This window comes from Pseudomonas putida, from assembly GCF_004357765.1.
In the GTDB taxonomy this organism is placed as follows: Bacteria; Pseudomonadota; Gammaproteobacteria; order Pseudomonadales; family Pseudomonadaceae; genus Aquipseudomonas; species Aquipseudomonas putida_U.
The window spans coordinates 184,433-208,671 of record NZ_SMTE01000008.1 but is presented as its reverse complement, the minus strand read 5'-3'; the positions used below and the strand labels follow the sequence as shown (position 1 = coordinate 208,671).

General features: G+C 53.4%; 28 protein-coding genes. 14 read left to right on the top strand and 14 right to left on the bottom strand.

The genetic code is table 11. From position 1 onward, the window contains the following. Positions 1-39: 39 nt before the first annotated feature. Positions 40-897 carry an SDR family oxidoreductase gene (locus E2H86_RS14065; RefSeq protein WP_133328744.1) on the bottom strand — a complete coding sequence of 286 codons (858 nt, stop codon included), beginning with the start codon at positions 895-897 and terminating at the stop codon, positions 40-42. Between the two features lie 196 nt (positions 898-1,093). Here E2H86_RS14065 and E2H86_RS14060 point away from each other — a divergent pair, with 196 nt between their 5' ends. From E2H86_RS14060 to E2H86_RS14035, 7 genes are all read left to right on the top strand, one after another. Beyond that, positions 1,094-1,618, top strand: a complete 525-nt coding sequence (locus tag E2H86_RS14060) for a hypothetical protein (protein ID WP_133328741.1) — start codon at positions 1,094-1,096, stop codon at positions 1,616-1,618. Positions 1,619-1,642: 24 nt separating this feature from the next. Next, entirely contained in the window at positions 1,643-2,698 is a 1,056-nt protein-coding gene (locus tag E2H86_RS14055; protein WP_133328739.1) for a M42 family peptidase, read from the top strand. A 103-nt stretch (positions 2,699-2,801) separates the two neighbouring features. Then, positions 2,802-3,086 carry a DUF6555 family protein gene (locus tag E2H86_RS14050; RefSeq protein WP_368773734.1) on the top strand — a complete coding sequence of 95 codons (285 nt, stop codon included), beginning with the start codon at positions 2,802-2,804 and terminating at the stop codon, positions 3,084-3,086. Between the two features lie 45 nt (positions 3,087-3,131). Continuing rightward, positions 3,132-3,290 (top strand): hypothetical protein, encoded by a 159-nt coding sequence (locus tag E2H86_RS25990; RefSeq protein WP_165976070.1) that lies wholly within the window; start codon positions 3,132-3,134, stop codon positions 3,288-3,290. Between the two features lie 16 nt (positions 3,291-3,306). Beyond that, positions 3,307-3,531: a DUF2188 domain-containing protein gene (locus E2H86_RS14045; RefSeq protein ID WP_133328735.1), complete on the top strand. Its 225-nt coding sequence runs from the start codon at positions 3,307-3,309 to the stop codon at positions 3,529-3,531. Then, the gene (locus tag E2H86_RS14040) at positions 3,528-3,962 is read left to right on the top strand and encodes a DNA methylase (RefSeq protein WP_133328733.1); all 435 of its coding nucleotides are present in this window, start codon (positions 3,528-3,530) and stop codon (positions 3,960-3,962) included. The genes E2H86_RS14045 and E2H86_RS14040 overlap by 4 nt, the downstream gene beginning before the upstream one ends. A gap of 82 nt (positions 3,963-4,044) precedes the next feature. Continuing rightward, positions 4,045-4,479 carry a response regulator gene (locus E2H86_RS14035; protein WP_133328731.1) on the top strand — a complete coding sequence of 145 codons (435 nt, stop codon included), beginning with the start codon at positions 4,045-4,047 and terminating at the stop codon, positions 4,477-4,479. Here E2H86_RS14035 and E2H86_RS14030 read toward each other — a convergent pair. The 4 genes from E2H86_RS14030 to E2H86_RS14015 all read right to left on the bottom strand — a co-directional run bounded on the left by E2H86_RS14030 (position 4,476) and on the right by E2H86_RS14015 (position 7,526). Continuing rightward, positions 4,476-4,892, bottom strand: a complete 417-nt coding sequence (locus tag E2H86_RS14030) for a low affinity iron permease family protein (RefSeq protein ID WP_133328729.1) — start codon at positions 4,890-4,892, stop codon at positions 4,476-4,478. The genes E2H86_RS14035 and E2H86_RS14030 overlap by 4 nt on opposite strands. Positions 4,893-5,012: 120 nt before the next feature. Next, positions 5,013-6,194 carry a PAS domain-containing sensor histidine kinase gene (locus E2H86_RS14025; protein ID WP_133328726.1) on the bottom strand — a complete coding sequence of 394 codons (1,182 nt, stop codon included), beginning with the start codon at positions 6,192-6,194 and terminating at the stop codon, positions 5,013-5,015. Further along, positions 6,191-7,000: an alpha/beta fold hydrolase gene (locus E2H86_RS14020; RefSeq protein WP_133328724.1), complete on the bottom strand. Its 810-nt coding sequence runs from the start codon at positions 6,998-7,000 to the stop codon at positions 6,191-6,193. Before E2H86_RS14020 ends, E2H86_RS14025 begins: the two co-directional genes overlap by 4 nt. 112 nt (positions 7,001-7,112) lie before the next feature. Further along, a complete protein-coding gene (locus E2H86_RS14015; RefSeq protein WP_133328722.1) occupies positions 7,113-7,526 on the bottom strand; it encodes a response regulator in 414 nt (137 codons plus the stop codon). A 264-nt stretch (positions 7,527-7,790) separates the two neighbouring features. Here E2H86_RS14015 and E2H86_RS14010 point away from each other — a divergent pair, with 264 nt between their 5' ends. Beyond that, the gene (locus tag E2H86_RS14010) at positions 7,791-8,069 is read left to right on the top strand and encodes a hypothetical protein (protein ID WP_133328720.1); all 279 of its coding nucleotides are present in this window, start codon (positions 7,791-7,793) and stop codon (positions 8,067-8,069) included. Positions 8,070-8,121: 52 nt separating this feature from the next. On the opposite strand, the gene E2H86_RS14005 is transcribed toward E2H86_RS14010, so the two are convergent. The 3 genes from E2H86_RS14005 to E2H86_RS13995 are packed head-to-tail and all read right to left on the bottom strand — an operon-like array spanning position 8,122 to position 10,929. Further along, a complete protein-coding gene (locus E2H86_RS14005) occupies positions 8,122-9,447 on the bottom strand; it encodes an SDR family oxidoreductase (RefSeq protein ID WP_133328718.1) in 1,326 nt (441 codons plus the stop codon). Between the two features lie 32 nt (positions 9,448-9,479). Beyond that, a complete protein-coding gene (locus E2H86_RS14000) occupies positions 9,480-9,713 on the bottom strand; it encodes a PLDc N-terminal domain-containing protein (protein ID WP_133328716.1) in 234 nt (77 codons plus the stop codon). A gap of 13 nt (positions 9,714-9,726) precedes the next feature. Beyond that, positions 9,727-10,929, bottom strand: coding sequence for a zinc-dependent alcohol dehydrogenase (locus E2H86_RS13995; RefSeq protein ID WP_133328714.1), 1,203 nt, complete (start codon positions 10,927-10,929; stop codon positions 9,727-9,729). Between the two features lie 207 nt (positions 10,930-11,136). On the opposite strand from E2H86_RS13995, the gene ligD reads away from it, so the two are divergent. Together ligD and E2H86_RS26275 are read left to right on the top strand one after the other, a co-directional pair. Further along, the gene (ligD, locus tag E2H86_RS13990) at positions 11,137-13,896 is read left to right on the top strand and encodes a DNA ligase D (protein ID WP_306767649.1); all 2,760 of its coding nucleotides are present in this window, start codon (positions 11,137-11,139) and stop codon (positions 13,894-13,896) included. 135 nt (positions 13,897-14,031) lie between these two features. Further along, positions 14,032-14,319 (top strand): hypothetical protein, encoded by a 288-nt coding sequence (locus E2H86_RS26275; protein WP_029886733.1) that lies wholly within the window; start codon positions 14,032-14,034, stop codon positions 14,317-14,319. Here the strand turns inward: E2H86_RS26275 and E2H86_RS13980 are convergent. Both E2H86_RS13980 and E2H86_RS13975 read right to left on the bottom strand, forming a co-directional pair. Continuing rightward, positions 14,316-14,537 (bottom strand): DUF2061 domain-containing protein, encoded by a 222-nt coding sequence (locus E2H86_RS13980; RefSeq protein WP_133328712.1) that lies wholly within the window; start codon positions 14,535-14,537, stop codon positions 14,316-14,318. The two genes, E2H86_RS26275 and E2H86_RS13980, sit on opposite strands and share 4 nt — an antisense overlap. Positions 14,538-14,599: 62 nt before the next feature. Continuing rightward, on the bottom strand, positions 14,600-15,109 hold the full coding sequence (locus tag E2H86_RS13975; RefSeq protein WP_133328710.1) for a ferritin-like domain-containing protein: 510 nt from the start codon (positions 15,107-15,109) through the stop codon (positions 14,600-14,602). Between the two features lie 262 nt (positions 15,110-15,371). On the opposite strand from E2H86_RS13975, the gene E2H86_RS13970 reads away from it, so the two are divergent. The 4 genes from E2H86_RS13970 to E2H86_RS13955 all read left to right on the top strand — a co-directional run bounded on the left by E2H86_RS13970 (position 15,372) and on the right by E2H86_RS13955 (position 17,402). Continuing rightward, positions 15,372-16,250 (top strand): manganese catalase family protein, encoded by an 879-nt coding sequence (locus E2H86_RS13970; RefSeq protein WP_133328708.1) that lies wholly within the window; start codon positions 15,372-15,374, stop codon positions 16,248-16,250. A 14-nt stretch (positions 16,251-16,264) separates the two neighbouring features. Next, entirely contained in the window at positions 16,265-16,495 is a 231-nt protein-coding gene (locus E2H86_RS13965) for a hypothetical protein (protein ID WP_133328705.1), read from the top strand. 23 nt (positions 16,496-16,518) lie between these two features. Then, complete coding sequence (locus E2H86_RS13960) at positions 16,519-17,019, top strand: YciE/YciF ferroxidase family protein (protein ID WP_024652003.1); 501 nt, start codon at positions 16,519-16,521, stop codon at positions 17,017-17,019. 104 nt (positions 17,020-17,123) lie between these two features. Continuing rightward, the gene (locus tag E2H86_RS13955) at positions 17,124-17,402 is read left to right on the top strand and encodes a hypothetical protein (RefSeq protein WP_133328703.1); all 279 of its coding nucleotides are present in this window, start codon (positions 17,124-17,126) and stop codon (positions 17,400-17,402) included. 505 nt (positions 17,403-17,907) lie between these two features. Here E2H86_RS13955 and E2H86_RS13950 read toward each other — a convergent pair. The 4 genes from E2H86_RS13950 to E2H86_RS13935 are packed head-to-tail and all read right to left on the bottom strand — an operon-like array spanning position 17,908 to position 24,220. Continuing rightward, positions 17,908-19,320: a site-specific integrase gene (locus tag E2H86_RS13950; RefSeq protein ID WP_133328701.1), complete on the bottom strand. Its 1,413-nt coding sequence runs from the start codon at positions 19,318-19,320 to the stop codon at positions 17,908-17,910. Next, complete coding sequence (locus tag E2H86_RS13945) at positions 19,301-19,915, bottom strand: hypothetical protein (protein WP_133328699.1); 615 nt, start codon at positions 19,913-19,915, stop codon at positions 19,301-19,303. The genes E2H86_RS13950 and E2H86_RS13945 overlap by 20 nt, the downstream gene beginning before the upstream one ends. Next, positions 19,912-21,999: an integrase gene (locus E2H86_RS13940; RefSeq protein WP_133328697.1), complete on the bottom strand. Its 2,088-nt coding sequence runs from the start codon at positions 21,997-21,999 to the stop codon at positions 19,912-19,914. Before E2H86_RS13940 ends, E2H86_RS13945 begins: the two co-directional genes overlap by 4 nt. After that, positions 21,977-24,220 carry a hypothetical protein gene (locus E2H86_RS13935; RefSeq protein ID WP_243744056.1) on the bottom strand — a complete coding sequence of 748 codons (2,244 nt, stop codon included), beginning with the start codon at positions 24,218-24,220 and terminating at the stop codon, positions 21,977-21,979. The genes E2H86_RS13940 and E2H86_RS13935 overlap by 23 nt, the downstream gene beginning before the upstream one ends. Between the last annotated feature and the right edge of the window lie 19 nt (positions 24,221-24,239).

Here is a 24,239-nt window from a genome sequence, read left to right as displayed (position 1 = left end):
ATAGAGGTGAGGCTCGCCAGCACGGCGAGCCTCTTTTCGCTAAAGGATCGGTTTGCCGCCAGTCACTGCGTAACGTGAGCCACTGATATAACTGGCCTCGTCGGAGCCCAGCAGCACGTAGATCGGCGCGACCTCCACCGGTTGACCAGGACGTCCCAGTGGTGTTTTCGAACCGAAGTTCTTGACCGCTTCATCTGGCATGGTGGAAGGAATTAGAGGCGTCCAGATAGGCCCTGGCGCAACGCTGTTGACCCGAATACCTTTCTTGCCTAGCAGCTGTGCCAAGCCAGCAGTGAAGTTGGCAATGGCCCCCTTGGTCGTGGCGTAGGCCAGCAGGCTGGGGGACGGATCGTCGGAATTGACCGAGCTCGTATTGATAATCGAACTGCCCTTGGGCATGGAAGGCAGCGCCGCCTGGCAAATCCGGAAGATGGCGGTGATGTTGGTATCGAAGGTTTTCACCCATTCATCATCGTCGATCTCTTCCAAGGTCTCGTGGGACATCTGGAACGCCGCGTTATTGACCAGGATGTCGATACGCCCGAACTGGCTGACGGTCTTTTCGACAATGTCGTAGCAGTGTTGTTTCTGCGCCAGGTCTCCGGGCAACAGCAGGCATTGGCGGCCTGCCTGCTCGACCCAGCGCGCGGTTTCTTGCGCGTCTTCATGCTCATTCAGATAAGCGATGGCGACGTCGGCACCTTCACGGGCATAGGCAATCGCTACTGCCCGCCCGATGCCGCTGTCTGCTCCGGTGATGAGCGCAATCTTGCCTTCGAGCCGATTGTGGCCGGTATACGACTGCTCACCACAATCCGGGTAGGGCTCCATCTTGCGCTGTGAGCCAGGGACATTTTGAGGCTGTGAAGGGAAGGGCGGGGTAGGGAAGTCTCGCATGGTAGAAGCTCCTGCAGTTGAGAACGTTCATACCGGTTCGAAAGGCCCTGCCTCCGCGTGTTGGTTTCAATCTGCGGTTGGTACGACGAGCGGTGCGGGCTATCAATCCAATTGAATTCCATGCCCCATCGCCTGTTCTACCGAATTCAGCTCCAGGCTCATCTCTGCGCTCGGAGCCCAAATCCCGGAGTAACGAGTGCCTCGAATCATTACCCCTACGACCCCTGAGCACGAGATCAGCGAACACAATGCCAGGATGTTTGGCTCTCCCAAGGAGCGTCTGGATTTTTACCGGCGTGAAATCCAGTACGAAACCAGCATCCTGGCCAACCGCACGGACGCCTACCTGGCGGCGCAGTCATTCCTGGTCATTGCCTTCGTCTCCTCCATGGGGAACCTCAATCAAGGATGGGGCGAGATGTTCACCCTCATCGTGCCCGCGTTTCTCGCCTTGCTCGGGGTACTGAGTTCGCTCAACGCCTGGCCTGGCATCCGGGCGGCGTACAACATCATCGATCACTGGCAGCTCAAGCAGAGCCACTTGCTGCGCAGCGAGCCGTTGATGGGGTTGGCTTACGACGAGTCGCCGCTGTTCTGTGAGGCGGAAACCTCGCGTACAGGGCATCGAAAGTCATTGCTGTTCTCGCTACGGACGCCGTGGATCTTTCTGGTGTTCTGGCTGTTATTGGGTAGCTACTCGGTGTACATCCAACTGGCGTGATGGCGTAAATCATGGAGGTTCAGTTTGAAGATTGAGGGATTACTGACCGCGCTCCTCAATGCCCGTGGGCCTGGCGGGCAAGAGGATGAGGTGCGGGCCATTTGCCTGCGGGAGCTTCGGAATTTCTGCGATGACACGCACATAGACCCTGCCGGGAATGTGGTAGGGGTGATTCGTGGAGGCCACGCTTGCAATCCAGAGGCAGCCATACGCGTTATGGCCCACCTCGATGAGATCGCGATGATCGTCAAAAATGTGCTGGAGAATGGCACCCTGGAGGTGCTCGCTCTAGGTGGCGCGCAACCGATAAGTTTTGGTGTCTGTCCTGTCGATATCCTGGGCGATGAACACATCCTGCCGGGTGTTTTGTCCTACGGGTCAATGCACAACAGCGGTCGGACTTCGAAGGGGAGAGACGTGCTGGCAGGCGATGTTCAGTGGAAAGATGTCTACATCGTCACGCGCAAGACTAAGTCAGAACTCCAGGAGCTCGGCGTTCGGCCTGGTACACGAGTCGTGCTCAGTCAGCACTGGCGTAAGCCCTTCAAGGTACATGACTGTATTGCCGCTCACTTCCTCGACGACCGAGCTCCCCTGAGCGCTGTCATTCTCTGCGCGAAGCTGCTGACCGAGCGGCGAGAAAAACTGAAGCAGGACGTTTGGTTCGTGCTTACGACGCTGGAGGAAGAGTCGAATGCCGGCGCCATGTACGCAGCTTCCCGGCTGCCCGGCGACACCACAATCGCGGTCGAGGTCGGCCCTGTACTTGAGGAGTATGGCACGGAGCTTTCGGCCAACCCGATCATCAATACCGGCGACCAGAAGGGATACTACAGCCGCACCGTGGTGCAGGGCCTGATCGCCGCTGGCCTAAAGGCCGGTTTTAAGCCCCAGTCGGCATTGCTCGTCGATTTTGCATCTGATGCAAGCGCGGTGATGAGCGCCGGGATCGATGCCCGGGCCGGTTGCATTGCGATACCGACCGAGAATACCCATGGCTTCGAGATGGTGCTTCTGGAGGGGATTACGGCCTGCGCTGAGACCTTGTTCGAGTTTCTTACAGGTAGTCAGGAAAAATAGCCCCGGCGCGCCGTCCATGCGCAGTGGCTTACCACCCGCCATTTCGATGGAATTATTTCTTCCCCGGTTTGCTCAATAGCGCATGACTAGGGAGGGGATTCTGGTGGTGGGACAGCAACTCTATGTAATTGAATACGAGCTTCACAGTGAGCCTCGGACATTCATTATTCGTCTGGAGAAAATGGACAACGGCGTCGCTTGGCACTGGGCCAGCTGTGATGCCGGCGTGGGCATCATCCCGCGTTTCAGTCAGCAGAACATCAAACTGGTCAGTCGCCCGATGGCTGAGCGTTACGGCCTTGCCAAGGTGAAGTGGAGGCTGGCTGGGGAGGGCCCCGAATTCGTTGCGCAACCTATCGATGTCGGCAAATTCTCAGGTGCTACCTAAGGGGCCTGAGAGCTGCATTCCATCAACGTGCCTGGAGGTGTTGCCATGCAGCCTAAAACCGAAGGCTCTGAAGAAAAAGGGCCAAGCGACGTGCCCTTCATTAACGATCCGGAAAAGCCTACGTCGCCACCACTGAATGACGCTGATGCCACGGAGGCAGCTGAGGCTGAAGAAGACCTTCAGGACGATGGCCAGACCCTTTAGAGAGGAGAAGCAGCCGATGGATAGTTATCACCTCAGCCCGGCATCGAATGGCTGGGAACTGAAGAAAGCCGGTGCTGAGCGAGCCTCAAAACGAGCCGCCACGAAGCAGGAGCTTGTCAGTGCCCTTGCAGATTTCTTCGAGGGCAAGACGGCGTCCGTGAAGATCCACAAGGCGGACGGCACTCTCGAAGAGGAACGCACCTACCCACGTTCAGCTGACCCGCGCCGTAGCAAAGGTTGAAGACTATAACTGCCTGTGACCTCGGCATTCAGGTCACGGATGCCCTTGGCGTGTTCCGATGGTTGCTGGCCAGTTTTCTCATGGGAAAGCGCATCCGCTCCGCCGTAGCAGTGGAGGCGTACCGGATTCTTGTCGATCAGCAGGGCCTGGATACGCCGATTAAGCTTGCCCAGACTTCTCATTCCACACTGGTCAGACTCCTCGGACAGGCCGGCTATGCGCGCTACGATGAATCCACTGCTCGACGACTGCATGATCTTGGCAACAAGGTAGGAGTGGAACTGGTTGCCCAACTTGAGGCGCTGCAGGAAGGATCAAATGCTGAGGGATTCAAGCGCTGGCTACTGAGTTTCGAGGGCGTAGGCCCAAAGACCGTGGAGATTTTCATGCGTGAAGGCTTGGCCCATTTGACGAAGTTGGAAAGCCATTGAACATGGGTGGCCTTTAGCCCCCATCGACGCATGTCCGGATGAGTGAAACACTCGAAAATCTAACCATGGACTGGAGCAGGTGATGAAGCTCGACATCGAGGGTTTGTCGTTGTCAGGTAAGACGGTAATTGTGGTAGAAGACGATCCAACGCTTCAGACCCTGCTGGTGGACATCCTGATCGAGTTGGGCGCCACCTGCGATGCGTTCGATAACTCAGAAGATGCCTTGATTCACTTGATGGGCCTTAAGAGCGACTGCTCGTTGATCGTTGTCGACCATGGTGTTCCGGGAAGCATCAAAGGTATGGAGTTCATCTCCATGGCACACGAAAGGTGGCCTGGACTGCCCGCGATTCTGACCTCTGGCTACCAGCTTGACGCTTCCCAGGTCACTCCGCCCGTTACTTACCTGTTCAAGCCATGGTCGATAGATGAGCTTGCCGAAGCTATCGGTCAGGCGCTTCACCCCGCAAATGTACCTTCAACTCTCCCGCCATTTGACCAACAAGGTCTCTAGCGCTGCAGGTTATCCGGAGCAACATCGTCCGTCTGTGGCTCGCGAGGCGCCTGATGGTGGGGGTCACATTCGCTGCCCATCGCCTGGTATTCCTTGCGAAGTTTATGGATTTCCCGGTTATCAAGCGCTTCGAGATCCAATACCGACTGCTCGGCAGATTTGGTAGCGCGGATCAGCTCGTCGAGCTTCACGTGGATGATGTCGTTGTCCCGGTTCTGGGTGTTCTGGATCAGGAAAACCATCAGGAATGTGATGATGGTTGTCGACGTGTTGACGATAAGTTGCCAGGTATCGTTGTAGTGAAACCATGGCCCAGAGGCAGCCCACATGGCAATCAACACCACAGCGATCAAAAAGGTGCTCGGTTTACCGGCGTGGTTGGCGAGCCATTGGCAGAACTGGGCGAATATCATGACGTAATCTCCACTGCGATCTATAGGGATTGACCGCAGTGAAGGGCTGAAATCTTTTTTTACATTTACCACCAACAGGGGCAGTCTCTAGAAATGACTGTCAGCGGGTTGTTGACCGGCTCAACTCCCGGTTCCAATCACCGGAATCTGAAATTCGAAGGCTGTGCCCGTCACCGGCGCGGAATGGACGGTGATCGTTCCGCCGTGGGCGTTGGCGATCTCGCGAACGATGAAAAGTCCAAGGCCGACGGATCTCACGTTATCTGTGCGATCACTGGCTCGGGTCATGGGCTCGAAGAGGTCAGGTATCAGAGATTCAGGTATGGCTTGTCCGTGATTGTGAACCGTAACCCATAACGCCTCATATCTAAGCTCGGTCGTGATGGTTATCGGATGGTTGAGGTCACCATAGGCCACGCTGTTTGCGACCAGGTTGCCTATCATCTGTTGTGTTCTATCTGGATCGATGTCCGCAGAGCCTGGGCATTTTGACAGGTGCCGAATATTGGCGTGAACGAAGGCCACTCGCAATTCGCCGACGCTTTGGTCTACGAGCAGGGACACATCGACGAGCTGACGCTTGATCCCTATCCCTTGACCGATTCGTACCGAGGCTAGATCAAGCAGATCTGCGATCATTCTTTGGGCGCGCTCAGAAGACGAGACTATGTTGCTCAGCAAATTCTGCTCTCTCTCACGCCGCTCCCCACGACCCAAAAGCTCTGAGGCCATTTTGATAGCCGTGAGGGGATTCTTCAGGTCGTGGCTGGCAATGGCAATCATCTGTTCGGCAAAAGAAGCTCTTCGCTCAGCCCTCTCATAGGCCACAGCAAGCTCAGCCTGCGCGCTTTTCAAGGCGGACTCTGCCATCGATTTTTCTGACAGCAACTCCTCCGCTCGTTTGCGTGCTGTAAGCAGTTCGCGTTCGTACCGATCACGCTCTATGGTTCCGAAAAGAGCCAGCTCGTTGCGAACACCCTCGGGGTGTTCTCTCCTCACACCATTGAGTAACATGGTGATGACATGACCTTTGGCATGCAGCAGATCGAGCTTTACTTCTGCGACCGAACCTTGAAGCTTCATCAAGGGGGCCCAGTGGGTCTGATGGAAAATGCGCCCTCCCATTGTCAGCAGCTCTTGGAACCGTTGCCCACTCAGATCTGACGGACTGCAACCGATCCATGCGGCGAAGGTGCGATTGGCGCGGAGAATGGTGCCGTCCTCGGTAGTCACTACTAGACCGCAGGGCGCCAGCTCTAACAGTGCCTCTGCATCCTGGAAGCCCCACGAATGTTCGATCATGGGGTGAACGTCCATGGGGAAAGAAAGGCATCCATCGCATCTATGCAAGCGTGGGGGGCACTCATATGTGGACAGTGACCAATGTTAGGCACTAGGTAGAGCTCGCTGTTGGGTAGAACACTGTTCAGATACTCGCCTACTGCGATTGGGGCAATCAGGTCTTCGGTGGATTGAAGGATCAAGCAGGGAGTTCGCAGGCCAGCTACGTCCTTTCGGTTGTCAGAAAGGAAGGTTACGCGGGCAAATTGCTTGGCGATTTCGGGATCTGTGCGACAAAAGCTGTTGGTCAGCTCTTCGCTCAGTTGCGGCTGCCCTGGTGCGCCCATGATTACAGGTGCCATGGTGCTCGACCATCCGAGATAGTTACTGTCCAGGGTATCGAGTAAGGAATGGATATCGGCTTCCTTGAACCCCCCGGTATATCCGTCGGCGTCGATGTAACAAGGTGAAGGCCCTATCATGACGTGTGCTGCTATGCGGCCAAGGCGGGCTCCATCGGCCAAAGCGCAGATCATGGCGCTCACTGAATGACCTACCAAGATGACTGGGCCTATGGCAAATTCTTCGATGATTTCATTCAAGTCCTGGGCGTAGCCATCCAGGCTGCTGTACTTTTCTCCGCAGTAGGCGCCTAGATCCGAACCTCCAGCACCCACGTGGTCGAGCAGGATCACGCGAAAACGCTCTGAGAAATGCGGAAGAATGTAGTTCCACATGGATTGATCACAGCCAAAACCGTGCAAAAAGATCAACGTGGCGCCGCCGCGCCCCGAGACCTTCACATTATTTCTTTTCTGAAGATCCACAACGCTGGCCTTTTTTCAGTCTCGTAACCGGGCAGGCTAGAGTGCCTTGATAGTGCGCACGCACTGGATTAAGTAGCAAGCCTTACCCTCCGATGGAAATCAGGCTGTGAATTCAATTGGGTGGCGTGATCGTAGTTGGCAGGTCTGCCAAGCTTGCGGTGAGGACGTCATGTAACCGTGTCAATGGCCAGGGCTTGGGCAAGAAAACTGCACCCTCCGGTAACGCCCGACCGGCGAACCCGTAGTAGCCACTCATAATGATGATACGAGTCCGGCGGGCTTGCTGGTTAGCTACCCAGGCCAGATCCACGCCGTTAAGTAGACCCGGCGTCTGAATGTCACTGATCAGCAGCGCCCAATCCTCGTTATCCAATTTTTCACGACCTTCATCAGCGGTCGCTACCGCTGTAACGGAGACTCCCCAATCTTCAAGATAGAGGGTGAGAAGCTCGCGAATCATGGGTTCGTCCTCGACGACGAGAACACGGGGTGAAGAGGATTTAGATGCGTGATCCAGCTTTTTCATGGCAATACTCAAAATCCGCCTGCCTGAAGGGAAAGGACATCCAGGTCTTCTTGCTGGTCGCCAGCAAGACGTAGCAGTGCGCCATCAGTCTGACATTGCGGCTCTTCACAAAATTCACTTGAAAGGTATGTCGTGCTATTCATCCGAGAGCGCGACTGTGGCGAACGTGCTCATGTGAATCTGGTTGCGAGCCGCTGACACTGCTGTGCTGAACCTCTGGGTGCAAGGGTGACTCAACCCTCCATCAGCGTGTGAGATTTCCCGATGCGAACGTTCGAAAAAAACCTCTCCGCCGCCCAATTGCTGAAGCTCAATTTTTTGGCGGTTTGGTATCGGGCGCTTGAAGACAGGGCATTACGCATGGACTCGCCTGACGACTATCACGAGGAATTGCTTCGCCAGGCCGATGAGATGGATCGTCGAGGGATTATCTGCTGGCAGGAATGGCGCGATCTTCGTCTGGAGGCTGATGCTGCTTACCTGAGAGCTGTAGCAGGGGAGGACTATCGCCTGGTTAATCCCACGAGCTCGTCAGCAGAGTAGGGATCGAACGTGATCTCGCAACCACGCTCGTTCTTCTGTAAGCAGACCTTCTCTATCTATCTCTGCGTCGTGAATGTGTGAGGGTAAAACCCACAAGGATTCCCAGCGCGGCTGCGCCGATCAGCAGGGGTGTTCTGTCTTTTGGCTTCCTCCAGCCTCCGTCGATACCCCTCCTGCCACTTGGAGGCTCAAAAAGGTTGCCTGATGATGCTTCGGCTGTGGGGCTGCGATTTATCCCCCAGCGCGTCAGCTTCCCTGACAACAGCGGCAGCCCTGGTATCAGGTAGCTGGCCAAATGCACGAGGCGCGCTGCGGCGCCAACGGTGGTGTGAGCCCGAGGCGAGATTGCGCAGGCCACCATAGCCTTTGCCACCATTTCGGGATCGTATACGGGGCCTGGCGGTGTAAGCGTATGTCCGCTGTAATTTCCACCGTCTCGGAAGCCTGGTGTGTCCATGACTGCTGGATAGATATCGCACACATGGATGTTGGGATATTCAGTCAACTCGCCTCGCAATGCTTCGGTCAGTCCACGCAATCCAAACTTGCTCGCCGAGTACGCGGCGGCATAGGGTTGGGCCACCCAGCTGCCCAGCGACAGCGTGTTGATGAGAATGCCGCTGCCCTGCGCCTTGAAGAAGGGAAGGGCGACGTAGGCGCCTCGCAGATATCCGATCAGGTCGGTCTGGATGACCTGCTCGTGCGCCTCCAACGGCGTTTCTTCAAAATCGCCGACCGCGCCGACCCCGGCATTGTTGACCCAGATATCGATACGTCCATGGCCAAATTCGGCGGCCTGCGCCGCCAGCGCTTGAACCTGGTCGCTGTGGGTGACGTCGGTCATGACCGCTATGGCATCCGTACCGCAATCCGTGCATTCATCCAGGACGTCGAACAACGCCTCTTCATCGCGTGCGGCGAGTACCAAGCGAGCACCTTTGCACGCAAAGGCATGTGCGGCGGCTCGGCCTATACCGCTGGATGCGCCAGTTATCACCACGACCTTGCCGCGCAGAGGCCCTTTGAACGAAGCGCCAGTGTTGGGCGCTTCTTGTTCTGTATCCGATGCACCGGGGGCGATTGGGACAATGGTGTCGCTGGCCTCGATCCGCGAGAGCTCAAGTGTGGTGCCGTCGACCAGGGTCAACGTCAGCCCTTCGACCGTGCCTGCCGCTCGGTTTGGAAATACGGGCTCACCTTCGGCATCCAGGCTGTCGTAGATGAAGCGCGTACCTTCGAGCCAGCCCACGGCGGTGAGAAGCTCAGGGCCCAGGTAATATTTCCCGTCTTGAAAGAAGCCTGGAAACTGATGAGCGCGCTCCACGTTTTCCACGCGATAGCGTTCGCCTGATTTCATGCCTGTCGCTTGATCGATCATGTTGAAACCCCTGTAAGTGGAGCTCGAAAATGTCAGCCTTTGCTGTGCTCGTCGGAAGTGGGCCCAGTACCTCGCTTGATGCCGCGCGGGCCAACAATGCCCCAGATACCGAGGCCAACCAGCGGTAGCGCCAGGATCAGCAGGGCCCAGGCAGCTTTGACAGCATCGCTTTTGTCACTTCTGAACACGCTGACGATGGCCCACAGGTCGATGAGTAAAAGGATTGCCGCGACGGCAATCCAGAAGTAGCTGGCGACCTCATTCATGACCTTGTCTCCTCTACACGTAGTCAGGGCCCAAGGTGCCCGGTGCAGCGCCCGGCACCAGGATGACTTTGCGACAGTTGTCCTGCTTCTGGTCGAACATCTTGTAGCCCATGGCCGCTTCTTCGAGTGCCAGGCGGTGGGTGACGATGAGTTCCGGTTGCAGGCGTCCTGCCTCGATGTGTTCAAGAAGTTCAGGCAAGTATTTCTGCACGTGGGTCTGGCCCATCTTGAAGGTGAGGCCTTTGTCGAAGGCATCGCCGAACATGAAGGCGTGGATGAAGCCGGCGTACACACCGGGGACGCTGACAACGCCACCACGACGCACGGCAGCAATACTCTGGCGCAGCGCCTTGCCGCTGCTGCCTTCGATCTTCAGCGCCGTCATTACCGTTTCGGCAGTGCTGCCTTTGGCCTCGAATCCGACCGCATCGATCACCGCATCGACCCCGCGCATGCCTGGCGTCTGATGGATGATGCTGTCGGCTGGATCGTCGTCCTGCTCGAAGTTGATCGGTATGACGCCGTAAGCCTCGCGGGCGTAGGCCAGGCGGTAGTCGTTGTCATCGACCATGAAGATGGTCTGGGCACCGAGCATTCGCGCACAGGCGGCGCTCAGCAAGCCCACCGGCCCAGCGCCGTAGATCGCCAGCGATGAACCCTGGCCAACCTCGGCATTGATGACCGCCTGCCATGCGGTCGGCAGAATGTCTGAGAGGAACAGCACCTTGTCATCGGCCAGCTCGGTAGGCACTTTGAACGGGCCGACGTTACCCTTCGGCACCCTCACGTAGTCCGCTTGGCCGCCAGGGATACCGCCATAGAGATGGCTAAACCCAAAAAGCGCCGCGCCAGGTGGGATGCCCTTCTTGTTGATGATCGAGCCGCGCCCCGTGTTCGTGGTTTCGCAGGCAGCGAACAGATCATGCTGACAGAAGAAGCAACTGCCGCAAGCGATCACAAAGGGAATCACCACGCGGTCGCCGACCTGCAGATTGGTAACTGCCTTCCCGGTGTCCTCGACGATGCCCATGAACTCATGGCCGAAGATATCGCCCGCTTCGGTTTCGGGGATTTTGCCTCGGAACAGGTGCAAGTCGGAGCCGCAAATGGCTGTGGCGGTGACCCTGAGGATGATGTCGTCTTCTTGTTCGATGATGGGATCAGGGGCGTTATCGACCCTGACGTCGTTTGCTCCGTGGTAGGTGAGTGCTCTCATGAAAGTCAGCTCCTGCAGCCGCGTATTTCCGTGATAGGTATGCAGGGGAAGCCATGACAGATGGCAAAGTTCAGACCAACAAGTCCGGTGGTACTTAAAACTCATTCTTGACGCCACCGTTTCAAGCTGAACATTTCTGATCACACCGGTATCGAACGATCTGAGCCGGCGCGAGAAGAGCCAGGCCGATTAAACGAGGGCGTGGCGATGGACGACACGATGTTGGCATTCATGGTGTTCGCTGCCTCACGACCTGAAGTGCTTGAGCAGGTACAAGCGCTTACAGAAGCGGAGGCATTGGAGGCTGGCGAAGCACTCCCGGATCTGCGTGAAACCATGGCCGTACAGATCCTCAGTGCTGAAGCCAAGGCTCAGCGCAAAACCCTGGCCAAGCTCGTTGAGGTGATTTTGGGCAAAGTCGTCATCGAGCCCGATACGGCCACCAATCCCGGTGCCTCCAGCCTTGAAAAATACAACCGGATGCGAGATTTCGACGCGTCTCCTGAGCCCTCTGGAAGTCGTAAGCAGTCGAAGCGGAAGGTTCAGGCCCTCCAATTTTGCGTCCAGAAGCATGACGCCACACGGCTGCATTACGACTTCCGCTTGGAGCTCGATGGCACGTTGAAGAGTTGGGCGATCCCCAAAGGGCCTTGTCTCGACCCGAAGGTCAAGCGGCTATCGGTGCACGTGGAGGATCACCCGCTGGACTATGCATCGTTCGAAGGCACCATTCCCGAAGGCCATTACGGTGCCGGTGATGTGATCGTCTGGGATCGCGGCGTTTGGATTCCTCAAGGCGATCCAGCCGAGGCCTATAAGAAGGGGCGGCTGAAATTCGAGCTTCAGGGGGAAAAGCTGTCAGGCTTGTGGAACCTGGTTCGGACGAACATCGAAGGGAAGCAGGAGCAGTGGTTCTTGATCAAACATCAGGACGATGCTGCTCGACCCCTTGCTGATTACGACTTGGTAAGCGAGTTGCCCAATAGCGTATTGAGCGACCGAACAATCATTCCCAGAAAGCGTGGGGGAGCTAAGACGGCGAAGGTGAAGTCTGAGCAGGCCACACGTTCAATGCCCATGGAAGGTGCTGTCAAAGCGCCGTTGCCGGAAAAGCTCACCCCTCAGTTGGCAACGCTAGTCGACTCAAGTCCGCGCAGCGAAGACTGGCGCTACGAGATCAAATTCGACGGTTACCGCATGCTTTGCCGCGTAGATGGCAAAGACGTCCGGCTCTTCACCCGTAACGGACATGATTGGACGTCGAAATTGCCCAAGCAAGCGGCTGCGGTCGCTTCGCTTGGTCTGCAAAGTGCCTGGCTGGACGGTGAGATCATCATTGCCGATGATGAAGGAGTACCCGATTTCCAGATGCTGCAGAATGCATTTGACGCGGGTAAGAGCCAGGACATCGTTTACTACCTGTTCGACCTTGTGTACTTGAACGGCACAGATCTTCGCTCCGTCCCCGTCGAGAGCCGCAGAGCATTGCTCAAAAAGCTGCTAGAAGATCCCATCGACCCGACGCTGAGGTTCTCAGAAGACTTTACCGAGGATGTCGATGCCCTGATGAACAGCGCCTGCCAGATGAAAATGGAAGGGCTGATCGGCAAGCGTCTGGGCAGCCCCTATGTCTCTAAGCGCAGCGACAGCTGGATCAAGCTCAAGTGCAAGCATCGCCAAGAATTCGTGATAGTGGGCTACACCGATCCGAAGGGAGCAAGGAGCGGATTCGGCGCGCTCGTCCTGGCCCTCACAGATATGGCTAACGGAGCTCTGAAATACGCCGGCAAAGTCGGCACTGGATTTACCGAGTCAACGCTCGCCACCATCCTGCAGAAGTTGAAACCACTGGAGCAGAAAAAATCACCTGTGGCCAATCCTCCTCAAGGTGTTGATGCCAGAGGCATTCATTGGTTGAAGCCAAGCTTACTGGCCGAAGTTTCCTTCGCTGAGATCACCTCTGACGGGGTCGTCAGGCATGCCGTGTTCCAGGGTATACGAACAGACAAGCCGCCTGAAGAAATCACCCAGGAGGAGCCGGCTCCGCCGAAGCAGCGATCCGTATCCAAACCATCGGCAGCACCTTCCAAGACGGCACGGATTACGCATCCCGAGCGTGTCATTGATCCCAGCAGTGGTCTGACAAAGCGAGACCTCGCCGAGTATTACGCCCAGATCTCGCCATGGATCCTTCCCCATCTCATAGACCGACCCATTGCGCTGGTGAGAGCGCCGGAAGGTATCACTGGTGAGCTGTTCTTTCAGAAAAACGCTGATCGATTGGCCATACCGGACATCACCACCGTGCCCAAGGCTGAGGCGGGTAAAGTCGGTATGGTGATCAATTCAGTTGAAGCGCTTGTAGGCGCGGTACAGATGAGCACCATCGAGCTGCACTCTTGGAATGGCACTACTCGCCACATTGAACAGCCTGACCGCTTCGTTCTAGATCTAGATCCCGATCCGGCTTTGCCATGGAAGGCGATGGTCGAAGCCACTCAGCTCACGTTGGTTGTCCTGGATGAGCTCGGGCTGCGGTCTTTTTTGAAGACAAGCGGCGGCAAAGGCGTCCACATAATCGTGCCGCTTACCCCTAAAGCATCCTGGGATGAAGTGAAATCGTTCAGCCAGGGGATTGTGAAATACATCGCCAAGCTCATCCCCGACCGTTTCTCCGCAGTGCTGGGCCCGAAGAACCGGATTGGCAAAATCTTTATCGACTACCTGCGCAATGGAAAAGGGGCGACTACAGCCAACGTTTTCTCAGCCAGAGCCAGGGAAGGTTTACCCGTCTCGGTACCGATTTTTCGTGAAGAAATCGGCGAGCTGCAATCGGCGGCAAAGTGGAACATTTCCACTATTCACCAGCGTCTGGATGAGCTCGGGGATGATGATCCGTGGGACGGAATGGCGAGCATGGAGCAGTTGATTACCTCTGAAATGAAGAAGCGAATTGGCATCAGGTAGCAAGGCTTGTGCCGGAACTCTCCGTTACCAGCTGTCCGAAAAGCGTCGTTGCGGGAAATTGGCGCTCGCGTTGATGGGCTGCTCCGCTAAGGTCAGGTGATGTCTAAATAATACTAAAGTCTTAGGATGGCTGACATGCGAATACGTGGTGATGTTTTCTGGAAATGGGCTGACCCTGTGCTTCCCCATCGTAGCCATGATGAGACACTGGATAACGGAACGGTTATTGACGTGCAGACGAGATTGTCGCGCACCGGGGCTACCCAGGTTTTTATCGGTGTATATGCGGCCACTGGGATGCCACTCCACGAAGAAGCATTTGATGCTAGGCCAGGAGAATCGATGACCCGTGCGCTGGCCTGGGGTGTAGGACGGGCCAGAAGGATTGCCAGTGATCCGCGCAGTAAAGTTGTTAATTATTAGCTCTGAAGACGTTGCCACACCTTTTCGTGGAAATAAAAGGCAACGGTATTACAAGCCGGCTCAATGATCGCAATCATTCCGCCCGTCAATGCAGAGCCGGTGAGTAGGTAGGCGACGGTAAAGGCTATCGAGAAGTGTAAGACGCTAAAGCTCAACGTCTTCCATAGCGGCCCTTTAAGGCGGGAATGGCAGCAGTTGATATCGGAAAAGTCTTTCATATCGATTGGAGGCCCAACGGTAAAGTAATGAGCCGTATCAACGCGATACGGCCCTTTCGAAATCAGCGTTTCGCTTCAACATCCGGAGTTGCAGAACGAGAAAGGAAGGCTTGTGTGATTTCTGGCAAATGCTCACCCAGCCATTTCGCCATGGCGATCTCTTCTTTCAGGATCGAACGGCATGCATCTGCCGTCAGCTCGTCGCCCGCGAATGTAGCCGCTTCAACAAGCACCGTGTAGGAAGCGATCTCTACGTTCTCGAACACATAGCCAGCCATGGCGCCCTTGACCACTTCGTCGCTCATAGCCATGCCCCCGACAGCTTGGCCGAACGCCATGAGTTTGCCGGCCATGTCTTTCAGTTTCGATGTGCTTCCGCCAAGGCGCTCGATGCATTCCACTAGCAGACGCTGCTGTCCTTCGGTTTCCGCAATGTGCTGAACGATCCGCTCGCGAAGTTTGGGATAGTGCTCAAGTCGCTCTGCTTGCCCCTTAAGCATTGTCTCAGCTTGCTGTTCCATTGCGTGAGCATCACGCAGCCAATCCAGTAAGTTCTCGGTTGGAGTCGCCATGGTCAAATATCCTTTGTGAGGGAATTATTGGGAAACCGTCCTTTAGGAACTGTTCGTTTCAAACGACGAATGGTGTTGCGCACTAACCATTAGGGTCTATTTATTTTTATTTACATGGAAAATCACTTTGAACTATTGCTATGTAGCCGCCCGTCCTGAATGTTGCGCGTTATTTAGCACGATGTAAGACGGAGTTCACTCCCAGTCATAGACGACGTTCACAAATAATTATGGGCGTTCGACTAGCCGCGAGGAGATGACCATGTTTATCCATAACAAGCGCTTGCAATATACCGTGCGGGTCGCACAGCCCAATCCCGGTTTGGCCAATCTGTTGCTCGAACAATTCGGTGGTGCTCAAGGTGAGCTGGCGGCTGCTGGTCGCTATTTCACCCAGGCATTGGCAGAGGATGATCCTGGGCGTAAAGACCTGCTCATGGATATCGCGACCGAGGAGCTGAGTCACCTGGAGATCGTCGGTTCCATCATCGTAATGCTCAACAAGGGCGCGAAAGGCCGTCTGGCCGAAGGGGTTGAAGAAGAAGGCGAGCTGTATCGAGCAATCAACGGTGCGGGCAACGACTCACACATCACTAGCATCCTGTACGGTGCCGGTGCTCCACTCACCAATTCTGCTGGCGTCCCTTGGAGCGCGGCCTATGTCGATACCATAGGCGAGCCAACAGCAGATTTTCGTTCGAACATCGCTGCTGAAGCGCGGGCCAAGATCGTCTACGAGCGACTGATGAACGTTACTGATGATCCGGGCGTTAAGGAGGCCCTGGGCTTCCTCATGACGCGGGAGATCGCCCATCAGCTTTCCTTTGAGAAGGCGCTTCACGCCATTCAGCCGAACTTCCCCCAAGGCAAGCTCCCAGGCATGCCGGAATTCACCAACAAGTATTTCAACATGTCCGGTGAACCCAATGTGCGGGGCCCTTGGAACGAGGGGAGCGAGTGGGAGTACGTGGAAAATCCATCCGCCGCTGTTGATGGGGGAGATGGCACCGCTTGGGTGACGCTCACTCCTGCCGAGGCTGAAACAGCCGAGGCAATGAAGCTTCGGACGATGTCCGACCCAACCACGAACCCGGTCACCGGAGCAGATCTCGGCTCCGGGTTGATCAATGGCAAAGACTAGCTGCCGGAGGCTTCATGAACACTCGGCGCAAGAAAGCCTCGCCACATCGCCTGGTTGGCGTTGAGCACTTTATGAGCCAGGCGTTGGCCGGATTTGAAGCGGAATCACGCATGGCCTGCCGTGCTCTGCGTGTCCGCATGGCCGTTATGACATTCGGAGTCGGCTCGATTCTACCCAACGACCTTCCCGGCAATGTGCCGGAAGACGGGCACCCAGAAACCGTTCTAAGTCACACCCTGCACTAACCACTACCGTTAGGAGATAACTCATGGCTGCAAGGAAGACTGTTGAAGACCTGTTTATCCACGAACTGTCGGACGTGTATAGCGCTGAGAAGCAGATCACCAAGGCGCTGCCTCGGCTGGCTAGGGCCGCCACCAATCCACTATTGGCCGACGCCTTCACGTCCCACCTGGCCGAAACCCAGGGTCAGATCGAGCGCATCGACCAACTGGTGGAATCGGCAGGTTTAAAGCTCAAGCGGATGAAGTGCGTTGCGATGGAGGGACTGGTCGAGGAGAGCAAGGAGCTACTCGATGAAATCGAAAAAGGCGCGGTGCTCGATGCAGCGTTGATCGGGGCTTGCCAGAAGGTAGAACACTACGAGATCGCCAGCTATGGAACGCTGATCGCCATGGCCAAGCACCTGGGTATGGAGGAAGCAGTGTCTTTGCTGGGTGATACCTTGGCCGAGGAAAAAGCGGCGGACGATAAGCTGTCTGCCATTGCGGAAGAAGGTGGCAACCAGGCGGCAACACTCGAAAAATAATGGCTGATGCCCGGTGCAGGATGCGCCGGGCTTGTACAGCGCTATCTATCCACCCAAACCGGGGTCGTATCATTGAGTACGCGGGACTGCAGGCAGCGGATGGCATGCTTGGCTTCCTCAATCGCTTTCAGGAGCCGCCGTCCAGGGCTCCGCATGGTGACCCCTTTTTTGCCTGGGTTGAGAAAGAGCGGCTGACTCTTGGCCCGACCGTCGACCTTGTAGACCCCGAAATGGGCAAGCTTGATTGGTTGCGATTGCCGGGCATTCTGGAGCGAGAGACTGGCGCAGGAGCAACGCCTCCGTCGATATTCGCGATGTTCAATCAAATCAAAGCCGACTTCATCCTTGCCCGCGACCTGGCATGGCGCTCTAGCCACCGCTGAGTTGGGGCCCTCTCGACGACAATCGGGGGCGGTCAATCATCCCTGCTGGTTGACAATGGCCGTCGCTCAATCCCGATTCAGATTGGCCGAGTTGGTGAAGCAGATGCGGTCATGTTACGGACTTTAAGGGCCAGCCGATTCAAGAGGAGAGATGCCGTTTTTGTCAGTATGGTGCCGTGCTTCAGCGTGCGGATAAGTTCGGTGATTTCAAATCCTGCTCGGGCTTTCCTCGCTGCCATTACAAACCTGAGACGCCGAGGCGCCAGGGAGCCAGAAGCTAAAGCTGATCCGTTGCCTGTCTTGATGCTTTCAGCCGGGTAAAAATTTGACTTTTACCAGCGACCTGACTGAAGTCGATTAGAGCGAGCCTGTCTCTATTCAGACCATCAAAATCGATAGTCGATAATGGTCTAAGATGCGGAGGCATGAGCATGCCGTGTTAGCTTCATGTCGATACATGCGCGGCAAGCTCATTTAGGGAGAGTCGGCTGGCTGGAGTATTAAATTAATCAGTGAAAAGTTCATATTCCATCGCTTTCGATAAGCCCTCTTCTAGTTCGATATATTGGCTTCTGGAGATTTTTTCAGATTTGAAATCTTCAAAGATTCTTTTTCTACGGCGTTCGTAACTGTGATACTTGTTCGCCGTTTCGATATTCCTGATTATTTTGCTGAATTTAGATTTATTTCTATATGCAGCATCCACGTAGTGTAAGAGACCTTCCAGGGTTGAGTGTCCGGTTAGCGTCATTGCTCGTTCGGCTAGCATTTTATTAGTCATTAAAGTTTGCTGAAATGACTCGGGGCTCAAGGCTTCGGTTTCTGCAATAAGTGATGCCACTACGTTTGTGCAGAACGCATGGCGAAAAAGATGAGCGCAAGCTTGGACTTCAATTCCGGCAGCTGATCTGATTTTCGAAAACTCCGCAGTGAAAGAGTCAGTCTTCAGCGGACGACCGCCGCGCTCAGTGATGAATAAATAACCATGGTCATCTCTGGGGGAAGTCTTCTTGATGACTTTCCGGCGATGAATTCGAATGAATGTCAACATCTCATCGATGAGGAGTGGGCTTACAGTTATTGCTCTTGTAATATTGCCTCCGCGCTTCAATGTAGTTAAGACTAATTTCGGTGTTTCCATTGCTGCTGCTGCCATGATGACAGGGATGGTTAGGCGTTTTATCTCCCGTCTCCGTGCTCCAAGCTCTTCGAAAGTATTTATCATTAATTGTCTTCGGGATGATAAGAAAACAGATGTCGGCATTTCATCGATGGCGTCGCGCATCGCTTCTATTGTGGCTTCGGCTATAGGTTTGCGCGGCTTCGCAGAGGATCCGCCCTTTCTAAACGATCGATGGTGTACTGATGACCTTTTGAATGGCACTCCATTTCGATACCCAGTCGATTCGACCATTTGGATGTCGATAGTACCGCCAATGCCTACAAAATTATGAACTTGATTAAATTCTCCTATGAAGTGAAGAAACTTTAAACATCTTCTCCCAATGTTGGTAATTGTTTTTTCGGATCTTTTGGGCTCCTTGGAGTTCTTTTTTTTATGACCGCGCAATCCATCGATAAACTCGCAGAAGTCGTCATCAGAAAGAGATATAAAATTTAGGTTGTTGTAGTAGCAGAACCTGATGAGATGGGATATTTTTCCTGCGTATTCCCCGAAACTCCCACCCTTGCTACCCACGCGCGAAGGCCCTTGTCCACTCCTGCCAGACTCTGAGCGCATCCGTATGAACCATGCGTTGGCTAGGAAGCACGGAGTTCCGTCCGGCCAGGTCATGAATGGCATCCCATTCCCATTAAGCGTTTGTAGCTTATCTCCTGATACGAAGTCATAAAGTTTAAGTTTTGGAATTACTTTGAATAGTTGTTTGTCAGGGTAATCAACGAGTCTTTTTTTCATTTTCTATAACTTTGAGCGTGGGTTTGATTGTTAGGAGAGATACGTCATCATAGGGGGCAGGATTAAGGCTTAGGATTTTTATGATTCGATTAATCGATTTCTCGATTCTTTGTTGTCGATCACCGTTGCCGCTAGTGCGTGAAATTGTAATTAAATCTCTCCTATTAACATCCAGTGCCTGGATCAGAATCATATTGGCGGCATGGAGTTCGGATATCGTTGATTTGAGTTTTTCGATTTTATCTTCAAGTGCAGCGCGGCTTCTATTGGTTGGGGCTTGCGCATTTTCAATAGAGTTATCGGGCTGTGCGTTAATTGACTGAAGAGCTCGAAGTCGAAGTTTGTTGAAATGTTCGAAATCCTCCCCGGGCCCTTTGTCAGAAAGCCATTTTTTCAGAGTATTTAGGCTGAGGGGTTGCAAAATAATATTTAGGGTGTCAGTGGTTATTGTGGCTTTTAGTTTGCAGTAATTACCTTGGGTGATAAGCGCGGTTGTGAGTGCTTCGTTGTCGATGTATTTTTTGGGGTGCTTGATTATGTCTGCGAGCAGTAAGAATCGATTTTCAATTGAATCTCTGATTTTATCCTGCTTCATGATTGCTGCCTCTGATCTTTGTGGATAATAAATAGGACTCGCATGGAGACACCATTCTCGTCTTTGAAGAATTCATAATCAATACTTGCTTTCTTCTCTTCAAGTACCCCATCTAAGTAATCTTGGATTTCCTGTTCATCTATGAGAGAAAACCGGGTGGTTCCGAATTGTGCTGCTAGGAGTTCTTTTAGGTCTTCGTAGTTTTCCAGGCGTTCTTTTTTGGCGGCTTCTGCAAAATAGCGTGCGCCTGCTCCTCGAATTTCTCTCGGCGATAAACACTCTTGAAGATAACGCCAAACATGTTCAATGTCTCGATGACCGAGCATCCAGCGAAGAGTGTCTAGGTCGCCAAAGGTATTTGAGTAGAAAAACATAATTGCGAAGAATCTACGAAGTTGATGTTGGCGAACGTAGTATCGCTTGCCTTCCAGGGTTACCGTGGTTTCGAAATAGTCGCAGGCAAAGTCTAAACATCGATTATATTGATACCGTGAGGCGTTATTCAGCCCATTATGGCCGATCAAAAAAGGCGTCGAAAATAGGTCGCCTAGCTCATTTATGGCGCCCACACGTTTTAACTCCGATTGGAAGCGGCGAACCTCTTCAATCATTTCTACTGCAATTGCATCTATTGGTCGTGACTCTCGTTGCCTTAGACCTAATGCACCTTTCGTTGACTTTGCTACTTCAAATATCAGCCAAGATAGGGATTTGTCTAGGCACCTAGCGGTTTTAAGTGTGACTAGTTCATCAGCGCGACGTGCCATGATCATTCCAACAATCAACTGGACGCAGCCTATATATATGTGTACTAGCTCAAGTAGACCATTGTTTTCTCGCAATTTTTTACAGTAATTTTTTGAGTTCGGCTTTCGAGTCTTAAAATTCTTCGTCGCGTCTAACGCAGAAAGTCCAAGCTTTTTCACCCCAAATTGTACAAGGTCGTTGCCGATAATGGAGCACACCAGATCATCCGAGAGATTATGCATGGCCATGGAATTGTTAACGCAATACTCGGCAATACTAATGAAACCATCCAGAATCATACGTCCATGATTGATGTGAAACTCCATGCTCTTGCGGAATAGTGTCAAAAGTGTTTCGGAAGGTACACTTCTGAAACGAGCGGCTTCTGCTAGTACAGGCTTATAGTTTTTCAAGATCTCTACGTCGGCAGGAGCCGGTAGTGACAACTGCATTAGCGCTGGTGTACAGGTGAAAAAATAGCGATAATAAAAGAAGTAACTGTCTTGCAGTTGATCCAGGGTTCCGGTTGTAACAATCACTGCCGGATATTCACGTTTATGAAGAGGATCATTTGGGAAAAAGCAGAGAATGTCAAATGCTGTTTTTTTCGTGTCTTTACCTCTTAAGGTGTCTGGGTAAAGTTCGGTTGACAATTTTTTTGTATTTATTGCGAGTGCATATTGATTGTTTCTGTAGTAAAAGCCAGACTTCATGAGCGCTGCACGAAGCATCGGAATTTCGTGGGCGTTGAAGTCTAGTTCTTTTTCATCTAGGAGGTCTTCGCCGACGAGAAGCATAGCAGGGTATTTTGCAAAAATATCCGATGCCTCATTTTTTGTAATGGCACTCAGTTGCTCTTCGAAAAACGATTGGCATCGCTCGCGCCAGTTATATATGGTATTTTCAGAGTTAGATGACGAGGCGAGCACGTTAAGTATGTTTTTAATGTCGTCTCCGTCTAGCGCGCCTAAGCCAAGTTCAAGCAACTGCAAATCTTTAGCATGGATAAGCAGATAGTCTATGGCGCGCATTGAGCATTTCAGGCGGTGGTTTTTAGATTCAGGAGCAAGGGAGGAAAATTCCCCTGTCAGTCCTTCAACTGACATGATTAGCAAGTGCTTTAGCGACCTGTGGAGGACTTCGTTGATTGGTGCGGTTAATACAGTGCCATTCCATAGGCCCACTCTCCAATCGATGGTGATCGGATTTTTTTGAGTAGTCTGGATCCGCCAGACTTCTTCATGAAATTCACACTTAAGCCATGAGGCACTATGGAAGGAATCCGGAGTGTGCGCCTCCGGATTGTCCAAGAATTCAAACCCAGTGAGAAGGGACATAAATCAACTTCTCCATTCGAGTCGCGTCAACTAGTTTTAAAGCGCTCTCTAAATACTTTTTCAGCTTCTTGTTTCGGCCTTTCTGGATTTCTACTTTTATTTTTTTCCCTACGGATGACCAATATTCCGCTCTTCCGCACACATGGTGACGATGCGTTGCCCCTTTTACAGCTGCTTCAAGCGATAATATAGCCGCGAGGAATCCCGTGCTGATTGACAGTGCAGCCTCTTTTGTCTCTTCTTTGGGCTGATCGGCTTTCCGCTCTGGGTCAGCAGCTTCAGGTGGGGGCTCATGGATGCGGTGCTTTTCCAGGAATATATGTAGTTCATCAATGTCATGAAACTTTGTTGCGCGTAACAAGTGGGGGCTGTTCTCCATCGCCAAGCAAACTAGTGATTTCTGAAAAATCCGAATCCATCTTGATTTTATGAAATCAAGCAATGCCTCTGGCAGGTAATGGCTCAGTAAGTCAGCGTAGTAATGTTCATGGCCCAAAGTCTTTGACATGGCTTGAGTGCTTTTTGTTTCAATAAATACTTCAACCGCCTTCGAGGCGCGCACATTTGTCAGCTTGACTTTCTTTAGAAAAACCACCAGTTCATTTTCTGATTGGTTCCAGTATGGACTAAACTCAGCAATGAGCCGGGTCAGAAGTCCTGCGTTGTTAGCGAACTTTGAGTCATTCCAGACTGTAACCTTGGCTTGCTTTGGCCAGCTGAAACCATTGCCGGTAGTTAAAAATAGATTACGGTACGTGGGGTCTCCATTCTTCCTGAGTAGCGTTCGAGAGTTCGAAGTCAACTCGATAATTTCCTGGAAGCGTTCGAATGAGCTATCCGAAAGCTCAACGACCTGCTCCCTTACGTCAGATGGCTTTCTGTTTTTGTATCCCGTTATCAGGCGGGCTTCTTCATCAAAGCCGGTCAGATGTCCGTGCTCGTTATAGAGCTTGAAGTCGCGCAAGAACTCTGTGGTTATAATTGGGTGCTCTAGCACTAAGAGGCATTGATGAGGGAAAAGACTTCCTGTCGTAGCAAATCCAAACTCTTGGGCTAGGTCGTTAAAAATAACCTTCTGCCCAGTTTGATGCTCATATACTTTGCACAGAAATTTTGTGGGAACATTGGTTTCTGGTGCATCGAGCGTCGCGCAGAGATCCGCGATACTGTAGTTCTTATAAGCAGTCCCCGAGTAGTCCTTGATGATGCTTCCTTGTTCGGCGAGTTTTTTTCGGTTGCGAAATTTCGCGACTAGATCGTCAGCTTGAGCATTTGCCCAATCGGATACGACCCGAAGGTCAGCCCTAATTTGGAAGAAAAGCAGTTCCATCGCATCCGCATCACTGGCATGGAGTGGAATGGATGTGAGCATCTTGTCTTGAACGATTAGGCCGTTCTCTCGCTCCCACGTCTTCGATTCAGAGCCACGTTTAGTTCGAGCAGGCGGCGTCTTGATCGGAGACGTAATCTGCGACCAAATACCAGTTTTACAAAGGCATATCTCAACGCTCCTGACGAACCTGCTCCAACGTTTAAGTTGAGAGCCAGCGTCATTCCCCATCTTCCTAGCGCGCGAGAAATGGGCGTTCGTGAACTCACTCATGAATGCCTTCACGCCTTCCTCTGTAGAAAGCGTCTCTTCCGGCCATCTCGCATGGTTACGGGTGAGGTGGTCAAAAAGATGATTCCATTCAACTCGCGCCGAACCTGGATCGACTCTCGCGTGTCGCTGGAGGTGGTGGTAGATGCGTTCGACATAGTCTCGGCCACGCAACCGTGCCAACCCAGCTAGTCGCAAATACATGTTCCCTTCTTTACCTCCTTCCAGGCCCCAGCCACCCCAATACCATCGCTGATAGTCCGTAGCGGCTGACAACCTGACACAGATTTCTGGTCGGGGAGCGAAGAGGGTCTTGTCCCAGCTCACGGCGTGAGCCCCTGGATCCAGTGCCGGCAAGAAACTCCAGGCTTGGTACAAGTCGCGAACCCTGGTCTCTGCAACCCCAGGGAGCTGGTCTGCCAAGGAGTCTCCCGCCATCGCTGCGCTGAAGCCTCGCAGGATCTCTTCGACTGCGGGGAGGCTCAGGGTCTCCAGGGTAATCCGTTGGTCTGTGATGTCGCAGAACGCTTCAAGAAGCCTGATAGATGGATACACGTCCGAAGACTTCGTGCCCTTCACTTCCATGGCCATTCGGTTGGCGTGGTAAAGGAGGTCAGCCACCTTGGGGTCGATCGCGACC